The organism is Stutzerimonas stutzeri SDM-LAC (genome assembly GCF_000235745.1).
GTDB lineage: Bacteria > Pseudomonadota > Gammaproteobacteria > Pseudomonadales > Pseudomonadaceae > Stutzerimonas > Stutzerimonas stutzeri_H.
Window position 1 is genome coordinate 38,452 of the sequence record NZ_AGSX01000141.1, and the last position, 17,028, is coordinate 55,479.

12 protein-coding genes are annotated in these 17,028 nt (G+C 59.6%); 4 read left to right on the forward strand and 8 right to left on the reverse strand.

Annotation, left to right across the window (positions count from 1 at the left end):
• Positions 1–18 precede the first annotated feature (18 nt).
• From PSTU_RS0114805 to PSTU_RS0114820, 4 genes are all read left to right on the forward strand, one after another.
• Entirely contained in the window at positions 19–969 is a 951-nt protein-coding gene (locus tag PSTU_RS0114805) for a hypothetical protein (RefSeq protein ID WP_019341807.1), read from the forward strand.
• Positions 941–1,438, forward strand: a complete 498-nt coding sequence (gene radC / locus PSTU_RS0114810) for a RadC family protein (RefSeq protein WP_019341808.1) — start codon at positions 941–943, stop codon at positions 1,436–1,438. Before PSTU_RS0114805 ends, radC begins: the two co-directional genes overlap by 29 nt.
• A 10-nt stretch (positions 1,439–1,448) precedes the next feature.
• Positions 1,449–1,613: a hypothetical protein gene (locus PSTU_RS21835; protein WP_019341809.1), complete on the forward strand. Its 165-nt coding sequence runs from the start codon at positions 1,449–1,451 to the stop codon at positions 1,611–1,613.
• 121 nt (positions 1,614–1,734) lie between these two features.
• Positions 1,735–2,037: a hypothetical protein gene (locus PSTU_RS0114820; RefSeq protein ID WP_019341810.1), complete on the forward strand. Its 303-nt coding sequence runs from the start codon at positions 1,735–1,737 to the stop codon at positions 2,035–2,037.
• Between the two features lie 9 nt (positions 2,038–2,046).
• Here PSTU_RS0114820 and PSTU_RS0114825 read toward each other — a convergent pair whose 3' ends face one another.
• Genes PSTU_RS0114825 through PSTU_RS0114860 form a run of 8 tightly spaced genes read right to left on the reverse strand, consistent with a single transcriptional unit; the run spans position 2,047 to position 17,012 of the window.
• A complete protein-coding gene (locus tag PSTU_RS0114825) occupies positions 2,047–2,769 on the reverse strand; it encodes a hypothetical protein (protein ID WP_019341811.1) in 723 nt (240 codons plus the stop codon).
• Complete coding sequence (gene pglZ, locus PSTU_RS0114830; RefSeq protein ID WP_019341812.1) at positions 2,766–4,781, reverse strand: BREX-3 system phosphatase PglZ; 2,016 nt, start codon at positions 4,779–4,781, stop codon at positions 2,766–2,768. The genes PSTU_RS0114825 and pglZ overlap by 4 nt, the downstream gene beginning before the upstream one ends.
• Positions 4,778–7,606: a DEAD/DEAH box helicase gene (locus PSTU_RS0114835; protein WP_019341813.1), complete on the reverse strand. Its 2,829-nt coding sequence runs from the start codon at positions 7,604–7,606 to the stop codon at positions 4,778–4,780. Before PSTU_RS0114835 ends, pglZ begins: the two co-directional genes overlap by 4 nt.
• A 12-nt stretch (positions 7,607–7,618) precedes the next feature.
• Complete coding sequence (locus tag PSTU_RS0114840; protein ID WP_019341814.1) at positions 7,619–8,917, reverse strand: hypothetical protein; 1,299 nt, start codon at positions 8,915–8,917, stop codon at positions 7,619–7,621.
• Positions 8,914–11,754: a DNA methyltransferase gene (locus PSTU_RS0114845; RefSeq protein ID WP_019341815.1), complete on the reverse strand. Its 2,841-nt coding sequence runs from the start codon at positions 11,752–11,754 to the stop codon at positions 8,914–8,916. The genes PSTU_RS0114840 and PSTU_RS0114845 overlap by 4 nt, the downstream gene beginning before the upstream one ends.
• Before the next feature lie 46 nt (positions 11,755–11,800).
• The gene (locus PSTU_RS0114850; RefSeq protein WP_019341816.1) at positions 11,801–15,589 is read right to left on the reverse strand and encodes a DUF6079 family protein; all 3,789 of its coding nucleotides are present in this window, start codon (positions 15,587–15,589) and stop codon (positions 11,801–11,803) included.
• A gap of 39 nt (positions 15,590–15,628) precedes the next feature.
• Positions 15,629–16,090 (reverse strand): BREX-3 system P-loop-containing protein BrxF, encoded by a 462-nt coding sequence (gene brxF, locus PSTU_RS0114855; RefSeq protein ID WP_019341817.1) that lies wholly within the window; start codon positions 16,088–16,090, stop codon positions 15,629–15,631.
• Positions 16,091–16,094: 4 nt separating this feature from the next.
• Positions 16,095–17,012, reverse strand: a complete 918-nt coding sequence (locus PSTU_RS0114860; RefSeq protein WP_029404809.1) for a WYL domain-containing protein — start codon at positions 17,010–17,012, stop codon at positions 16,095–16,097.
• Between the last annotated feature and the right edge of the window lie 16 nt (positions 17,013–17,028).

Below are 17,028 nucleotides of genomic sequence, written 5' to 3' on the forward strand. Positions count from 1 at the left end.
ATTTCCAGGAGAGCAACCATGCTCAAAGGTCTGGCTATCACCCCGCCTGTGCTCGGGCGGATTTCCATCGGCAAGGTCATCGAGAAAAACGGCAAGCGCCTGCCGGAAAAGGATGATCAGTTCACCATCACTTCCCAGGTACAGAGCCGAGACGGCTGGCTAGTGCATCCGCTCAATGATGAGCTGCGCCAAGGCAAGGAAGACAAGCTGCGAAGTATTCCGGTACGCCTTCTATTCAACGAGCCGGAACTGAATTTTCGCGCGGATTACACGCTCTTCGACCGGCAAACCGGGCGCCCCGTATGCGTAGGCAATGGCGAGACCTGCAAGCGGGTTACCCAGGACGGCATGCAGTCACTGCCCTGCCCTTCGCCGGATGCTTGCTCGCTGGCCAAAGGCGGTGCCTGCAAGCCTTACGGCAGGCTGAACGTGATCGTTGGTGATGAGGATCCGCTGGGCAGCTTTGTGTTTCGCACTACGGGTTTCAACAGCATTCGCACCCTGGCCGCTCGGCTGCATTACTTCCAGGCCATATCGGGTAACCGCCTGGCCTGCCTGCCGCTGGAACTGCGTCTGCGTGGCAAGTCCACTCGCCAGAGCCATGGCACGCCGATCTTCTACGCCGACCTGACGGTACGCAGCGGCATGGACATGGCTGAAGCACTGGTGACAGCCAGCGAACTCGATTCGCGGCGGCAGGCTGCAGGCTTCAACCAGGCAGCGCTGGACGAAGCTGCACGACGCGGATTCAGCAACGGAGCATTTGAGGATAGCGAGGAGGATACCAGCGCCATAGTGGAAGAGTTTTACCCCGAGGGTGAAGCATCCGCTGTGGCGACTCCATCTCAACTCAACCCCACCAACCCTAGCCTGGCTGAAAAGCTCGATGCACAGGCTGCTCGTCAAACCCCAACCACAGACCAAGACCAAGGAGGCCGCCATGCGCCTGCACAAGCTGAAAGCCAGTGACACGACCGGCACCTACCTGGTCGATTCGCCGGTGACGGAAAGCGACATTCTGCTGATGGCCAAGCAACTGGCCAGCCTGCGTCTGCGCAAAGGCCGTGAACTGACTTCACCGAAGGAAGTATTCAGCCACCTGCAGGCACTGCTGGCCGGATACGAGCATGAAGTGTTCGCACTGCTCATGCTCGATAGCAGGCACCGGGTGATCGCATTTGAGGAGGTGTTTCGCGGCACGCTGGATAGCGCCAGCGTCTACCCACGGGAAGTCGTGAAGATCGCTCTGGAGTTCAACGCTGCTGCAATCATCCTGGTACACAACCACCCTTCAGGTGATCCGGAGCCAAGCATGGCGGATCGCAACCTCACCACGAAACTGCGGGATGCACTGAATCTGGTCGGAGTCAGGACGCTCGATCACGTTGTGGTAGGCCAGGAAGATTGCGTGTCGCTGGCTGAGCGGGGCTATCTATAAGGAGGTGCCAATGAAACTGCTGTTACGGACTGTGGCCTCGGCATTCATGTTTGCCGGGATTCTTACTGGCTGCCTGGCGGTCTTGCTGCTGGTGATTCTGGTGATACGTTTTCCGCCACTACTCGCTGCGGTGGTGCTAACGTGCTGGATCCTCAATCGGCTCCAACGAACTTAATTTGATAGCCAATGTTCAGGGAGGCCACATCCAAGCGGCTCTCTCTGAACAGGTGCTTAGCTGTTCTTTTTTTGTCAGTCAGGCAGAATCCACCGTCCATTCAAAAAACTGCCGAGCACCGATGAAACTGCTCAACACCTACGACGACCGTGATGAAGCCGAAGAGGCTGCCGAGAAGCTGACTGGCGACAAGCGCCTCGCCAGCGAGCGCGATGCCACCGTGGTCATCTACAACCTATTCGGCATTCCCAGCTGGGGTAATTTTCATCGGCTTGGCATGTACAACCTGGACGAACTGAAAAGCCTTTTGGAACGCAGAGAACGCTGGAACCCTGCCGATCAAGCACGCCACTCTGAAATCATTGCCACGCTAAATACAGTTGCCAAGAACTACGCCATAGACTTACCCACTCATTGGATTTAACGCTGATACTCAAGGCTGAACGCGCATAGCGACGAACTGGTTACTCGGGCCTTCGGACCGGAGGTCGAGGCTCGGGCTGTTCGACACCACGTAGGCCAGGGGCCGCGTCAAGTTGAACGGGAACAGCACGGGCAGCGACTGCAGACTGGGTACTGAAACGGGCTTACCTGCGTAGCGCACAGCGGCTTCGATCAGCCAAGCAGTGAGCGCATCGTTGTCGATGCTCGTCTGTGGCGACCGAATGACCCGCTTGCCTTTCTCGACCCGCTCCACTACGCCCCAGCTCGCCTGGCTCTGGATGACCATGTTGGTCATACGCCGGGTCCCTTCGCGCTCCCCATAGGTTTCACTCATGCGCCGATGGACCTCGGCGGACGCGCAGTCGCCCTGGATGGCGGACAGTCGGCCCACCAGTTCGGCCACCTTGCCAAAGAACGGGTAGGTCGCCACGGACATGCCCCAGCACAGCGCCGCGACGGGAATGTCCGGCTGCGTCTTGTGGATGGCCACGCCGCGATCCGCGTAATCGACCAGTTCGGCGCGCGGCTCCAGCCACAGCCGATTCAATACGGTGCGTGTTTTCTTCTTGGCTTCCACGCCAAGCTCGGCTACATCGAGCAGTGCATTCAGATCATCTAGCCCAGCCACGCCTGCACGAACATTCAGTGCCGCTGCCGCCCAATCAAGCTGAATGAACCGATCAAAGCCTATTTTTGGAGCTGATGATTTCATTCGGTACCAATCACATAACTGACTTTCACAAAGGGCACGATCAACTCTTCGACCGACACCCCGCCGTGGACCACTACCTGCTCGCCCTCGGGCACAAAGGCGGTTCGTCCGCCTGCGAATAGGGGCATGAAGTTCGCGGGCAGTCCAGCGATGTCCAACCTGACTGTGGTGGGATAGGCCGCAGCGGAATCGGCCAGCAATGGCTCACTCCGGTAGACCCGAACACGCTCTCCGCGCGTCTCGGCAATCACGCCCTGGCTGGGCCTGCCGACGCCGGTGGACTCAACGTTGCCGTGGTCCGCCGTGAGATAGATGTGGTATCCCTTGTCCAGCAGCAGGGAGAACAGCCGGTCGACGAAACCGGTCGTCAGCCAGTTGCCGATCCACATCGCCACGTCCTTCTTGGACCGCTCCTTGTGGAGCCGATCGTCCACCTCATCGATGACCAGGCCCACCACCTTCGGGCGCCGGTCGATCAAATCCGCTTCCAGTGCGTCGAGCTGATGGGTCTGACGCAGCGCGCGTCGATACATCACCTCATTCGAATTGACGCCTTCGTTCTGCCAGAACGTCTTCCACAAGGATTCCTCCTTGTCCGTCCTGTCGATGGAGTCGTCGAACTCGCGCGGTTTCAGCCCGGAGAACAGCGCCTGACGCGACACCGACGTCACGGTCGGCAGCCATGCAAACGCGGTTCCCTCGTCGAACGCGAAACGTTTCGTGGTGGCGATCAGGCGCTCGCGGATTTGCACCCACTGGTCGAAGGCCAGCCCGTCGAATACCAGCAGAGCCACCTTGGTTTCCCCTGCGGACCGCCGATGCCGCAAGAAGCGCGGCACGTGGTGCACCATCACCGGACCTTTGGTCACCGGCTGCAGGATCAGGTCGGCGTAATGCTTGGCTGCGACCCAGGCTCGCAGACCCTCGTCTGATTGCGCATGCAAGGTCTTGATCCGTTCCCGAATCATCGGCAGGTGTTCGCTGCCTTCAGTGCCTGGCAGACCATGCGTGCGGGCCAGGATCTCACCGTAGCGTTTGGCGAACTCGCTCCAGTCCTTGTGCGAAGAGGCCGCTGTTGGGGTCGTCTCGATCAGGCCATCGATGCCTTTGAGCACCAATGCCTGCAGTGCCGCCGGGTCCTGAACAATGCCAGCCTTGATCCAACTCGGCATCCCCGCCGGAACGCTGTGCACCGCCAACGGATGCAAGCTGCCGTCGAGGAACATGGAATCGACCAGCACCTGCACATCGGAGTGGTCGAACGGAATCTCGATCTTGGCGAGGTAGTCTGGCGGTGGCGGTTCACCCGTGCGCGTGCCATCCAGCCCCAGGGTCTTCAGATAGCGGTACCACGCATCCTGTACCACGCGCAGCAGCGCGCTCTTGGATGCCAGCCATGTGGCGACGGGAAGGTCCGGGAATAGTCCCTTGCCCTGGAGGATGCTTGCCGCGTGCTGGGCGAACAGGCGTGGCAACGAGCGGTTGGCGAAGTGCATTCGCAGCAGCTCCCGCCAGAAGTCGACCGGGTTGCGAATAGATCGCGGCGTCAGTTGGTAGACGTGCTCGAGAATGAAGTCCTTGGACTCGTTCTCGCCGCGCGCTGACTGCAATTCGGTCTGGTGGGCATGAAACAGCCCGGCCAAATGCTCCGGCTCGACTTGCTGTACCGCGCTGTATGCCAGCCTGGGGAAGAGCTCCGCAAGGCTGAGCCGGACCACACGTCCGTGGTGCACGATGTCCCACGGCAATTCATTCGCGTCGGCGCTGCGCAGATGCAGAACCAGCGAGGGCGCTGGCCCCGCCTCACCGCGATCCCAGGCTGCGCGATAGCGTTCCTCGTATTCCGCCCGAAAGGCGAACGGGTCTTCGTACAGCATGACCTCGAAGCCGCGACCGCGCAGTTCGGACAACAGCTTTTCGTCCAGCAGCACATCGTCGGGGTCGCACGCCACCCACAGCCGGGTGAGATCGGCCGTGAAGTGGCTGAGAATGCGTTCTGACCACTGGCTCATCCCACCTGTCCTCCGGGCATCACATCGCCGGAGACGCGCACCATCATCACGGCATTCAAATCCGGCACGCTGGCCTCCATGTCGTCCAGGGCGGCCATGCGCGCATCGTGTTCTTGTTGCAGCCGCTTGCGCCGGTGCTCACGCACGGCGGGTAAGCCAATTCGTCCAATGGCCTGACCTCGGGCCTCGAACGCATACACCGCACGCTCGCGCTCTTCCTTCAGCCGGGCGCGGTGTTCGGTCAGCAGTTCGGTGAAGATCCGTTCACCCTGGGTACTGGCAGCCGCATGCGATGCCTCGAACCACTTCGCCGACTCCTCGGCACCCGTCACGGCATGCACGTCTACGGTCTCAGTGAGCAGCAGATCCCAGACGCGTTTCGCGGTCGGTACGAAGGGGCGCCCTTCCTCGTTGATGAACACTGGAAGGAAGCGCTTCCGACTCAAGCCTTCAGCCGCCAGACTGATCTCCCACAGCGACCAGATGCCGCGTACCGAATCCGGAAGACCGGTCACGCGGATCACCGGCAGTGGCTGCCCGGCGACAAAGCGTGGCAGCTCACTGATCACAGCACGGGCGCGTGGGTCTTCCATCGTGACCCATTCCAACTCCGGGTTCTCATCCGCCGTGCGGGCGTCAAAGCAGGCCTGTGCCGACTCACTGCCGTCTGCCCACTTCACCCGCCACGCCTTGCCAACCTTCGTTGCCGAGCCGCCGCGCGCAGCCAACCCGCTGGTGATGGCGCGCTCCAGCCAGAACTGCGCCGGGTGGTCGCGCCACTTGCGGGCATCGTCGGCGTCCAGATCGTGCTCAGTGGTGAGCAGATCGCTGTTCTTCTTCGACTCCGCCAAGGTGGTTCGCAGCTGCGACACCACGGCGTCGCACTCCTGTTCGATGGCATCCGGGTTCTGCAGGCCATGCACGAACAGCTCGTCGAAGATCGGATCGGCCTCGACCGAATCCATCACGTCGGACGCCTTATCGACGCCAAACTCCTGCGCGATGACCTCGAGCTTTGCCTCCAACACCTGGCGCACCCGATGCTCCACGGTGTCTTCGAGCACAAAGTTGATGGCGCGAACCACGTGCTTCTGTCCGATGCGGTCCACCCGGCCAATGCGCTGCTCGATCCGCATCGGGTTCCACGGCATGTCGAAGTTGACGATGACATGGCAGAACTGCAGGTTCAGGCCTTCACCACCGGCATCCGTCGAAATCAGCACGCGCACATCCTTGGAGAACACCTGTTGTGCCCGTGTGCGCGCTTCCAGGTCCATGCTGCCGTTGAGCGTCGCCACCGAGAAACCCCTGCTTTCCAGGTAGTCGGCCAGCATCGCTTGCGTCGGCACGAACTCGGTGAAGATCAGTACCTTCAGCGCCGGGTCGCCTTCCTCTTGCTGCAGCTTGTAGATCAGCTCCAGCAGTGCCTCGGCCTTGGCATCGGTGCCGGCGGCCTCGGTTTCCCGTGCCAGCTCAAGCAACATCTCGACTTCGGACTTCTCCAGCTCCCAGCCACTGGACTGCATGGCCAGATCCACCTGGGACTGGCCATCGAGGTCGGCCCACTCGTCCTGGCTGGTGTTCTCAAAGAGATTCGCTTGGGGCTGTGGCGCATCAAGCATGGCCTGGCGCTTCTCCAGCGTGGTGCGGATGGCTGCCGTACTGGACGTCACCAGCCGCTGCATCAGGATCATCAAGAAACCGATGTGGCGCTGCTTGGATGCCAATGCCTGGTTGTAGCCGTGGCGCACATAGTCGGTCACCGCCTCGTACAGGCGCTGCTGCGACCCGTGCCGCGCTTGCCATGCCACAGCTTGCAACCGGGTGACACGCGGCTTGAACAGCGGCTGGCCCTCGGCGTTGATCGATGCGCGCTTCTCGGTGCGGATCACGAAGGGCCGCACCCGGTCGCGGCTGACGCTGCCTTCGTCCGGAAAGGCTTCCCGATCCAGCAACTGCATCAAGCGCATGAACTGGTCGGTCTTGCCTTGGTGCGGCGTGGCCGACAGCAGTAAGAGATAGGGCGACGCTTCGGCCAGCGCCGCGCCCAGCTTGTAGCGGGCTACCTGCTCGGTGCTGCCGCCCATGCGGTGGGCTTCGTCGATGATGACCAGATCCCACGACGCTGAGATCAGGTCCTCGAAGCGCTCGCGGTTGTAGATGTTGAGTTGCTCCAGGCTCCAGCCGCGACGACTCTCCATCGGCTTCACCGAATCGAGCGAGCAGATCACCTGGTCGTGCATGCGCCACAGGTTCTCTTCCTCGCCCGCGCCGCCACTGCGCCACTGCCGGAAGGCCGCCAGCTCGGACGGCTCGATGAACTGGAACTTCTCGCCGAAGTGCAGGCGCATTTCGGCCTGCCACTGGCGCACCAGTCCCTTGGGCGCCACCACCAGGATGCGCTTCACCCGGCCACGCAATTTCAATTCGCGCAGCACCAAGCCGGCCTCGATGGTCTTGCCGAGACCCACCTCATCGGCCAGCAGGTAGCGGATACGGTCGCGGCTGATGGCGCGGTTCAGCGCATAGAGCTGGTGCGGCAGCGGCACCACGCTGGACTGGATGGGCGCCAACAGCAGGTTGTCCTCCAGCGCATCAAGCAGCTTGGCCGCCGCCGTGGTGTGCAGGATCTGCTCCACGCTCGGGCGCACGCTTTCCAGCGAGGCCAGATCCACAGCCCGGGCGCGCACCACCGCGTCCTTGGCGGGCAGCCATACGCGATAGGCGACTTCGCCCCAAACGTCCTGCCGCTCGATTACGCGGCAGGGGGATGCCTGCCGGGTGAACCAGCACCAATCGCCTACGTTAAACGCTTTGCCATTCATGATGATCAGCTCTCAGGAATGACTGACATTGACATGGCCGTCTGCTGCTTTGGCCGCGTCGAAATCGTGATTCCAGTCGCCCATCTGCTTGCGTTTAGCGGCTGGCAAGGCTTTATCAACCTTGGCACGAAACTCCGGGTTCTTCGTTTGCTCGTAGGTCACATCCTTGAACACGAGCTTGACCTCAGGCACCTCATCTTTGGCCCGATCCAGGCTTTTCTGGATACTGTCCCGCAGTTGTTTCTCATCCAGCTTGGACCCCGCCCGAGCTGCGCGCTCGGCGATCAACTTGGCAGCTTCATCGATGATCTTGCCCGCCTGCGCGTCCAGTCGCTGCCGAATCGCCTTGGAATAGGCTTCCAGCTGCACGCGGTAGGCTGCAACCAAACGCTCCAGGTCTTGCTTGTCGTCCTTGGCGATTAGGCGGCCGAAACCCGGCACATTGAACAGGTAGCGGCGCTCTAGCTCATTGCGCTGCCTTTGCAGGGATGCTTCGCTGACCTTCTCCATCAGCCGTTTCTGGCTGCTGTCGAACACCTCATTGCCATTGTTGAACGCCGGCACTTCGAATTCCTCGTCTCGAAAGTCGCCAAAAGCGCGCAATCTGGATTCCACCAGGCCCTTCAGCTCGCCTTGGATATCCACGTTCATGTAGTCGTTCGAAACCTTCAACTGACTTTTGGAGAATTTCGCCCCTTTCACCGTGAACTCGGCGAACTGCAGCTTAGTGCTGTATACACGGGTAATGCGCGCCAGATCCACCGGGATAGGTGGATTCTTGGCCAGACCGTCCAGTGTCTTTTGCACCCTCTCTTTGGTGACCACCTCTACGCCGACCTCCGCATCGAATGGGAGCGTATCGGTGCCCGCAGCCGACACCGCATGCGCCAATTGCGCGCCAGGATTGGCGCCAAGCAACAGGCCGTTGGGCGATCGCTCGGTTGGGGAGGCAGCGTTTCCGAGTGGGGCTGCTTCCACCGAGCGCGGCGTCGGCGACCATACCAAGGTGACGTCGTCCACCAAGAGCACGCCAACCCGAAGCCCCGGTTGCGCCATCAACGCGAAGCTCTGGCGGTCGGCGTAACTGCTCAATAACTCAAGTCCCTTGGCATCGCCGTAGCCAATGCGGCACACATCCTCATCCGGATCGATGACCACGGTGACCTGCAGTCGATCGATCTCGACAAGTCGCTTTCCAAGCGCTTCCGCAACGGCCTGATGCACGCCCGGCGCCACAAACACGACACGTTGCTGCGCCTTGCCGATGAGTTTGATCAGCGATGCATCATTGACTTCCTGGAATGTGCTCACAGCCCATCCTCAGTGCGGGTCAATGCCATGTCATAGAGGGTGAGCAGCTTCTCGTCCTCTTGAAGCGCCGCGTCGGGCACTTTGGCAGCGATGTCGATGATCGTTTGATAGTCCTTATTGCCCCATGCTGCTCTGAAGCCAGCACGCAGCGCTTCCAGGCGGAACTCCTTCAGACGGCGACCCGTGAACGCTCGATAGTGGTCAAACTCCTTGAGCAGCGCCTTATCGCGTTTCTTCTCCAAGTCTTGTGCTTTGTTCGGGTCTGGCACATACCAGCGATCCTTGGCCTTGGCCACCAGTGCGGGACTATTCTTCTCCAGCCCGCGCAGATCCTTGTGGTTGGTCGAGAGGTAGCTGTGGATTTGGCTCGGCACCTCACCCGTGCCGTCGTACTGAATGAAGTTGTCTTCGAGCAGGGCGGCAAGTTCCGGCTTCGACTCGTGCTTCTTCCAGCCTGCGCCGAGCTGGCTGATGAAATCGGTGTGGACCTCTTGGTAGGTTGATGGGCGACGCTTCAAGAAATCAGTCAACCAATCAATCGCGCTGCGCTCATCGGAAACGAACATCTCCATCTGCGGTGCAATAGCCACCTGCATACGCTTCTTGTCGTACTCGGCTACCTGATCCGGCAAGAAGACCATTCCGTCACGTTCAACAAAGCGCTGGATAAGACCGGCCTGAAACTCCTGAGTAGACATTGGAACCTGTACGTTGTGCCGGAAGAACCAGGCCACCATCCGATCGAAAATAATGCGGGGATCACGCTCCGAAATAAATTCCAGTTCGCCATTCCGAGTCTTTACTGTAGGCAGATACTGCAGATGTGTTCGAACAAAATCCCATACCGAATCTTCACTTCCACCAGTTTTTGCGAACCTATCTTCAAGTCCGCCATTGGGTTTGTATGCCGATATAACAAGGTCTTGCTTCACTGAAGTTTTGTTGTTTACAGCGTTGAAGCTACCTTGCTTTTTGTCCAACGCCGAGACGTTTGCAACAACGAACCCTGCCTCTTGCAGTGCAGTTTGAATAGCATTCCATACCGCCGCCTGACTGTTTGAGAATTCCACGGTCATCCAGCGCCCAGGCTTAAGAACTCGGAAGGCTTCTTCGAAGCAACCAGTCATAAGTCGTCGATATGCATCTAAAGACTTTGTTTGGCTTTTGTTTTCAATCGCCTCTGGTTTCGCGTTTGTTCTTACGCCAAGCCATCCTTCGGTGAGAAAATTTAACTCCGAATACATCAAGTTTCCTCCAAAGGGAGGGTCAACAAAAATGTAGTCTAGCGAGGAGTCTTTGACACTGTAGAGCTTGCCCATGGAGCCTGTTGATACGACATTCTCGCCGCGAGACGAAATGAGTCTCTTCATGCGGAACGTCTTTTCGATGTGCTCTTTCAGTAGTTTTATGGCCGGAATTTCCTTGATGAGCGACGGCACATAAAGTGTTCCATTCATTGGGCCACCGCCCGCACCTAGACTCCCGTTCTGTGAACGGAATCGATACATTAAAGACGCCACTTGCGCCGTAGATGTGAGGTTGAATGCGTAACTCAGTGGGCGCGTCAAATCTCTGTAAGCGGCCAATACCTCCAGATTTCTCCTTGTGTAGAAATGATGCTGCTTTGTGATCCCAACGCTTAATGGGTCACTTGTCTTGTCGCCCTTTGGAATGTTCTCACTGGGAACATAGCGAGCAACGGGTAGCGCCTCGATCTTCTCAATCAATGCAAGATCGGCTGCGTCTGGACGTTTTGTGAAATATGACTTCCCAACTGAGTAATGGATCAATGCAGGTCGACGCTTAACAGAACGCCGCTCCTCACCAGTCACTGGATCAAGCTGGGTTACAAAAAGTCGATCTAGAGACTTCTTGCCGAGATGCTTCCCGCAGGAGGGGCAATCAAATTCCTCCTTAACTTGGTAATCGCTCTTATCTACGGCTGTATCCCAATAGATAATCTCAGATGCGCATTCAGGACAGGAGAAGGCATCAGACCATACGGTGTAGTTAATTCGGCCAATGCGACCAGTCAGCTGAGGATGGCTTGACGCTTCTATTTCGCTTAGAGCTGAATTGATTTGATCTTCGGAAGGCTGGTGCAGAGTTTGAAACATCCACCCAAATTCTGTTTCTATCCGTCGAATGACGTCACGAGCCCGAACATCTTGCGCATCAACGTCGATTGGCGAGTTGTAGTTGTGGGATATATAGGTGGCTGCAGTCGATAGATCATTCAGTATTGCGTGACGCTCACCCAGCTTGGAGAATATGACCCACGAAGCACCCTTATTGTCACCGGCTGGCGCGAGGATGTTTTTGTTTTGATCAACTTTGTAACCGAGCGATTCAACAACTGCTTTGTCTCCGCAAAGCCTTGCAGCCACACCAGTCATCCCAGTGCCGGCAAATCCGTCCAGAACGAAATCACCCGGCATGGTGTAGTGCAGGATGTACCGCATGATCGCCTTGTGTGGCACCTTTGTGTGGTAACTATGTGCCGTGTAAATTGGGTCGTTTTTCCCTTCACTTACATCAGATGTAAATGGCTCCTTGCTGTACTTCTCCGCAGATTGGTATGGCCTGCCATGAGTTTTGACGAAATCCTCTATGAAGGGATTCGGGCAAGCCGTGTAGTACGGTGGATCAGATAGCGCCAGAATGTTCTCGTCCGAGCCGATAGGAAATCCTTCGATCTTCCGGAACTCAGGGTCCTTGAGTTTCTCAGCAAGCAGCTTCAGGTAGTGCTCGCGGCGGGCATCATCGCTCGGGAACGTTTGCCCGAGGCATTCAACCGGGCCGGACTTGGCCGCGTGGTTCTGGAAAAGATCACTCATCAGTCGTTCCTCAAATTCTTGTTGTCATGGTCGAGCGGTCACCGTGTCACTCGATCACGAAGCGCAGCTTGGTGGCATCCTTGCCCTTGCAGCGCTCATTCATGAAGGTGTCGAAGCGCTTGCGCAGATCATCTGGCGTGGCCGGCGAGCCGCCTTGCAGCAGTGCCTGCTTGATCTCGTCGCCCTTGACCGCGATCTTCTCCAGCCCCGACAGCGCCTCTTGCACGGCGTTAGCGAACTCGCTAGTCATCGGGTCCGGCAGCTTGCGTGAGGCAAGGAAGGCGTCGATCAGCTTCTTGGACGCGGGCGGCAACAGGCCCAGGCTGTCCTGCGTGAACGGGTCTTCCAGGTTCTCCAGCAGGGTCTGTTGCCAGTTGGCCACCAGCTGATCCAGATCGTCGTCCAGCTTGTGCAGGCGGTTGGCCGCCGGGATCAGCTCCAATTGCTCTGCAGACGGGCGGAACTGGCAGTGCGGGCAAACGGCGGCCGTGACCAGGGTCGGCTCATCCAGCGAGGAACAGCTCTTCAAGCCGTTGAGCGACTCCTCGAAGGCGGTGAGCTGGCTGGTGGGCATCAGCGACACGCCGGCCAACACGCGCAGCGCCAGCAGGCGGTCGTCCTTGCGCAGGGCGTTGCGGGTCTTGTCCTCGGCCACGCCCAGCCGCGCCTTGCTGTGGCTGGCGATGTAGGCGGTGATGTAGTCCTTCTTTAGCTGGTTGAGCGTCTGTCGGTATTCGGCGGCGTGCTCAGCGGTGCGGTCCTGGCTCAGCTTCTCCTGTAGTGCCTTGCGGGCGGCTTCGGCTTGTTTCACCCACGGGTGCTCGGCCGGCAACACCATCTCGGCCTGCGAGAGGTAGGACGCCGTGCTGCCCAACTCCACCACCAGTTCGAGCAGACGCTCGACGGCGGCCAGGATCTCCAGGTTCTTTTTCTGGCCGTCCAGGTCTTCCTGCGTGACGCGCAGATTCTTGAGCTTGCCGACGGTGTTGTAAGGCGCCAGCGACTCGGTGAACTTCTTCAGCGAATCCAGCCGGGTGTGCCAGTCTTTGGCTTCTTCTTCGCGCAGCAGGTTCTGGCCCCAGAAGCCGAGCTTGCCTTGCTGCAGGTCGGAGCCGGCCTTGAGCACGCGCGGCACCAGCGCGCTGACTTTCTCCTGCAGTTTGATGACCGGCTCGGTGTCGCCCTGGCTGGCCTTCTGGGCCAGACCGGACGGCAGGTCGAACAACTCGAACAAGGCACGCAGCACCGCGAGGTTGATCTCCTTGGGCGCCTCGACGTGCTTGAACTGCTTGAGTTCCTCCAGCGAGCGTTCTGCCAGTTGCGCCAGCTTGCCGGAGTCGACCTTGTCGCCGGTGATCGACAGCACGATGTCGCCGGAGTAAACGAGGCCGCCCAGCACGGTGACCAGCAGATCCGGTTCCAGCCGGTACTTGATCGGCGCGAAATACTCGACGTCAGACGTGCCCGACAGCAGTTCGTTGCGGTTGAGCACCTGGCCGTGGCCCTTGGCCTTGAGGCGGTTCAGCACTTCCTGCGCATAGCGGGAGTTGGCCGGATCGACGCGGTCGCCATCGAGCAACTCCAGCGCATCGAGCACGGCGAGCGCATCCTTGGTGCGAGTACCACCGGCCAGTGCGCGCAGCGCGTTGCCGATCAGTTGCTTGCGGTTGGCCTCGGTGACCAGCACCGAGAAGGTAGGGTATTCCGGCGAGAGATCGACGAAACGCTGGCCCAGCACCAAGCCAGAGATGACGTTCACCACGTCGCGGAAGTTGATGCGCTCGTCCGCACCCAGCCGCGCCCGGTCACGCAGCGACACGCCTTTGGCCCACTCCTGCAGGTTCTTTTTCTTGCCCTGGTGGGTGACTTCGAAGGCGGTCATTTGCTTTTCCTGCAGCCACTTGCTCATGGCGCGCAGGAAATCCTGTGCTTTGGAGAGGTAGATGGTCTTGGCGCCGCCACTGGCGGTGGAGGCCAGATCGAGCGCCGCCGCGTAGGACGACAGATGACGCTTGAGATCGTCGTCCAGCCCGGTGAGGCGGAAGAAAACCTCGTCCGACAGGTTGTTGTCGGCGAACTTCGGCTTGTCGAAGGGCTGGATGAAGTAGACGTAGAAGTCGCGCTCGGGCTGGGCCGTGGGCCGATCGTTCGGCGCCCCGAAGAACAGGTAGCCCATGCGTTCGACGCGGCGCTCTTGCCATTCGAGCTGGTACTGCCAGATCTGGAAGCCGGGGTAGCGAAGATCGTCGCTGCACTCCATCAGTGCCTTGACGGCGCTGTAGTAGGCGCGGTCGAGCGCGTCGTCGGACAGGGCTTCGGCGCGCTTTTCGATCTGGGCGTCGTAGTCGATGTCCTTCTTGAGGTCGAGGTAGTACTGCTCGGTGTCCGGCGCCTTGGAGATGAACTGGCCGTTGACGGTCTTCAGCACTTCCCGCATGACGGTCTGGACCATCGACAGCAGGTTCTCGGCCGGATCGCCCGGCATGTCTTCCACGCCTGGCTGGAACAGGCACAAGGCGTCGCGCAGCTCGGCAGCCGTGGGGCCGATGGGCACATGGATGTCGCCGCCCGTGGTCAAACGGTGCACGGCCAACGCGTTGATGACGCGCAGTGCCATTGCCTTGTAGGCCGGGCGCGTGAAGGCCTGCTGCACGCGGGATTCCAGCACTTCGGACACGCGCATGACTTCCTTGATGTTGGGGTCAGCGCGCAGGACCGAGTTGGCCTTGATGGTGTTCCAGAAATTCTCGTAGCTGATGAACAGCGGCTTGTCGGCGGGTACTTCCTGATCGAGGATGGCCAGCATGGCAGCCTCGATGGTCTTGAGCGCGCCACGCTTCTCGGTGAAGTGGATCTGCTCGAAGGTCTTCAGGTAGTCCGGGTGAACGGGGAACAACCGCACGTACTCGTCCATCCGCTCGTTCATGGAGCCATAGAACTTGGCGAACGGGGTGAGGTATTCGCGGATCTTGTTCTGCTGGTCGGCCGTCTTCTTGAGCAGACGCGCGGAGACGACGAAGCTGACATCCTGACGGTCGATCAGGATCTGCGTGAAGCGTTCGTTGACCCGGCGCATGCTGTCGGCGACGTGCTGGAAGCGCACACTGTCAAAGATGGCTTCCTGTACACCGGCCACGAAGCGGAACTTCAGGTGCTTGGTGACTTCGCCGATCTGCCGCAGGATGGCCAGGTCCTGCACCAACTCGTGGTCGCGACGGGATTGCAGGTACTCCAGGAACTCGTCGACCACCAGCAGCACGCCCTGGTCCGGGAATTTCTCCGCGAACGCGGCCATCATCTCCTCGAAGGAGTCCTTGTTGTTGAGCTCCTTGTCGGCGGTCGGGAAGGTGTAGTCGACGCCAATCTTTTCCAGGAAACGCTCAAGCTGCAGGGTGATGATCTGGCGCAGCGGCATCTGCAGCCCGCCCACCTCGATGCGCAGCACCTTGAAGCGGCCAGCAATCGGGGCAACCGCCTCGGCGACCTTGGGGTGGCGGATCATCGGCGCGTAGGCCGCATCCTCGGCCACCAGCGACAGCACCGACATCAAGTGCGACTTACCGGTGCCGTAGTTGCCGACGATCAGCACGCCCTTGTGATCGACCGCTTTTTTCTTTGTTCCGTCCCCATTGGGATCGCTAACCTCCTCGACTATTTCGTCGAAGCTAAGCTGGGGAACCATAAGCTTGGAGATCCGCTCGGCCATGTCGTCGGAGATGACGTAGGTCGCGACGAGCTTCTTGGCCTCGTCCGGGCGTCCGGCATCGAGCAGCTGAATGACTGACTCGATCTGCTCGAACTGGATCAGATCTCCGTATTTCATGTTCTTGGCCATATGGTTCTCTCTTCCCTGCTCTCTATTTTCAAATTCAGGTCAAATTTCAAGTACGACCACGCCGTCACGGCTGTAGTCACGATGTTCTGGATGGCTCATGTCGGCGTACACCAAGCGATCACCGCGCAGCTCGCCAGGCCAGACGGCCACGACGCGCTTGGAGTGAGCCAGCCGCCTGACGAGGTCAAGCGGGTTGATCTGCAGGCCCGGCTCGAACAACAACTCGAGGTTGTCGAGCAGCAGCGGGTCTTCAGTTCGTTCCTTGTCCGCAATTTCCCGCAGCAGTTCGCCTGCCGAGAAGCCGCGCTTGTTATTCGGCGTGGCGGCCAAACGGCGCCCCAACTCCAGGCCGACGTTGAGCGGCTCGATGTTGAGCTTGGCGCTGAGTTGGCGCAGCAGTTGGGTCTTGCCACTGCGGCTGGGACCGACCAGCAGGATCAACTTGCTGTTGAGGTCGCCGATTTCGCCGATGAGTCGTTCGAGTTTTGCAAGCATGCTCATCCCATCAGTCCGCCTCGGCTTCAAGCCGTTGTTGATCAGGGGACCGGTAGCCCGGCGCCAGCACGGCATTGCGCACGCCGTAGATGGCCAGGTGGTCCTTCAGCCACAACCGATACTCGTGCCCGCGCAAGCTGTGGTCGGGCGTGCAGTCCACACTCCATTGGCGAAGGATGTAGCCGGCGGTGGCTGCCCGCAGCTTCATCCGCAGCACGCCACCCTGCATGCTGTAGTCCATCTCGGTGATCTCCGGTCGGGGTTGATCCGGGTGCGGCACCAACTCCAGCTCGACGATCCGGGTCCACTGAATGTCTTGATCGCTCATCTCGTGGGGCGCCACTGGCTGGCCCTTGAGCACCACCGGGCGCTTGATCCGGGTGATGACGAAATCCCGGAACTCCTGGGACTTCCGGTCGAACGCGCGGACGTGCCAGCGCAGGCCTGTATCGATCAAGGCGAAAGGCACGATCTCGCGTTTCGATTTACCACTGGAAATCGAGTAGTACTCGACTGCCATGGGGCAGCCCTGATGGATGGCGCGGGTCACACTCGCAAGCACATCCAAATCGGGATTCGTCAGCCGGGAAGGAGTTTCACTGGGTACCCAAGTTTTGAACTTCAGCGGTTCGCCATCACCGAAGGCCTGTGTCAGCCACGACATGACTCTTTCGGCCGGGTAATCGAACAGCGAACGGAAATCCGCGCCTAGGACATAGGTCTTGCCCTTAGAGTCATAGTCGATGTTACCGGGGGCTAGCTCCCTGTACAGCGCAAGATCACGGGTCGCTGCAGCAGACTGAATGGCAAAACGCTCCACTAAATCCTGCCGCCGAATCTCACCAACGAAGCGCACTCGAAGCTCGATAAAAGCCAGGCGATCACGCTGTGGCTGAGCGAGCTCTGCAAGAGAGTTTATGAGCGTCATATGAGTTAGAGGCACT

Excerpts from the sequence above, each read along its gene's own strand:
- PSTU_RS0114805 (WP_019341807.1), top strand. The coding sequence starts at position 19 with ATGCTCAAAGGTCTGGCTATCACCCCGCCTGTGCTCGGGCGGATTTCC.
- radC (WP_019341808.1), top strand. The coding sequence starts at position 941 with ATGCGCCTGCACAAGCTGAAAGCCAGTGACACGACCGGCACCTACCTG.
- PSTU_RS21835 (WP_019341809.1), top strand. The coding sequence starts at position 1,449 with ATGAAACTGCTGTTACGGACTGTGGCCTCGGCATTCATGTTTGCCGGG.
- PSTU_RS0114820 (WP_019341810.1), top strand. The coding sequence starts at position 1,735 with ATGAAACTGCTCAACACCTACGACGACCGTGATGAAGCCGAAGAGGCT.
- PSTU_RS0114825 (WP_019341811.1), bottom strand. The coding sequence starts at position 2,769 with ATGAAATCATCAGCTCCAAAAATAGGCTTTGATCGGTTCATTCAGCTT.
- pglZ (WP_019341812.1), bottom strand. The coding sequence starts at position 4,781 with ATGAGCCAGTGGTCAGAACGCATTCTCAGCCACTTCACGGCCGATCTC.
- PSTU_RS0114835 (WP_019341813.1), bottom strand. The coding sequence starts at position 7,606 with ATGAATGGCAAAGCGTTTAACGTAGGCGATTGGTGCTGGTTCACCCGG.
- PSTU_RS0114845 (WP_019341815.1), bottom strand. The coding sequence starts at position 11,754 with ATGAGTGATCTTTTCCAGAACCACGCGGCCAAGTCCGGCCCGGTTGAA.
- PSTU_RS0114850 (WP_019341816.1), bottom strand. The coding sequence starts at position 15,589 with ATGGCCAAGAACATGAAATACGGAGATCTGATCCAGTTCGAGCAGATC.
- brxF (WP_019341817.1), bottom strand. The coding sequence starts at position 16,090 with ATGAGCATGCTTGCAAAACTCGAACGACTCATCGGCGAAATCGGCGAC.
- PSTU_RS0114860 (WP_029404809.1), bottom strand. The coding sequence starts at position 17,012 with ATGACGCTCATAAACTCTCTTGCAGAGCTCGCTCAGCCACAGCGTGAT.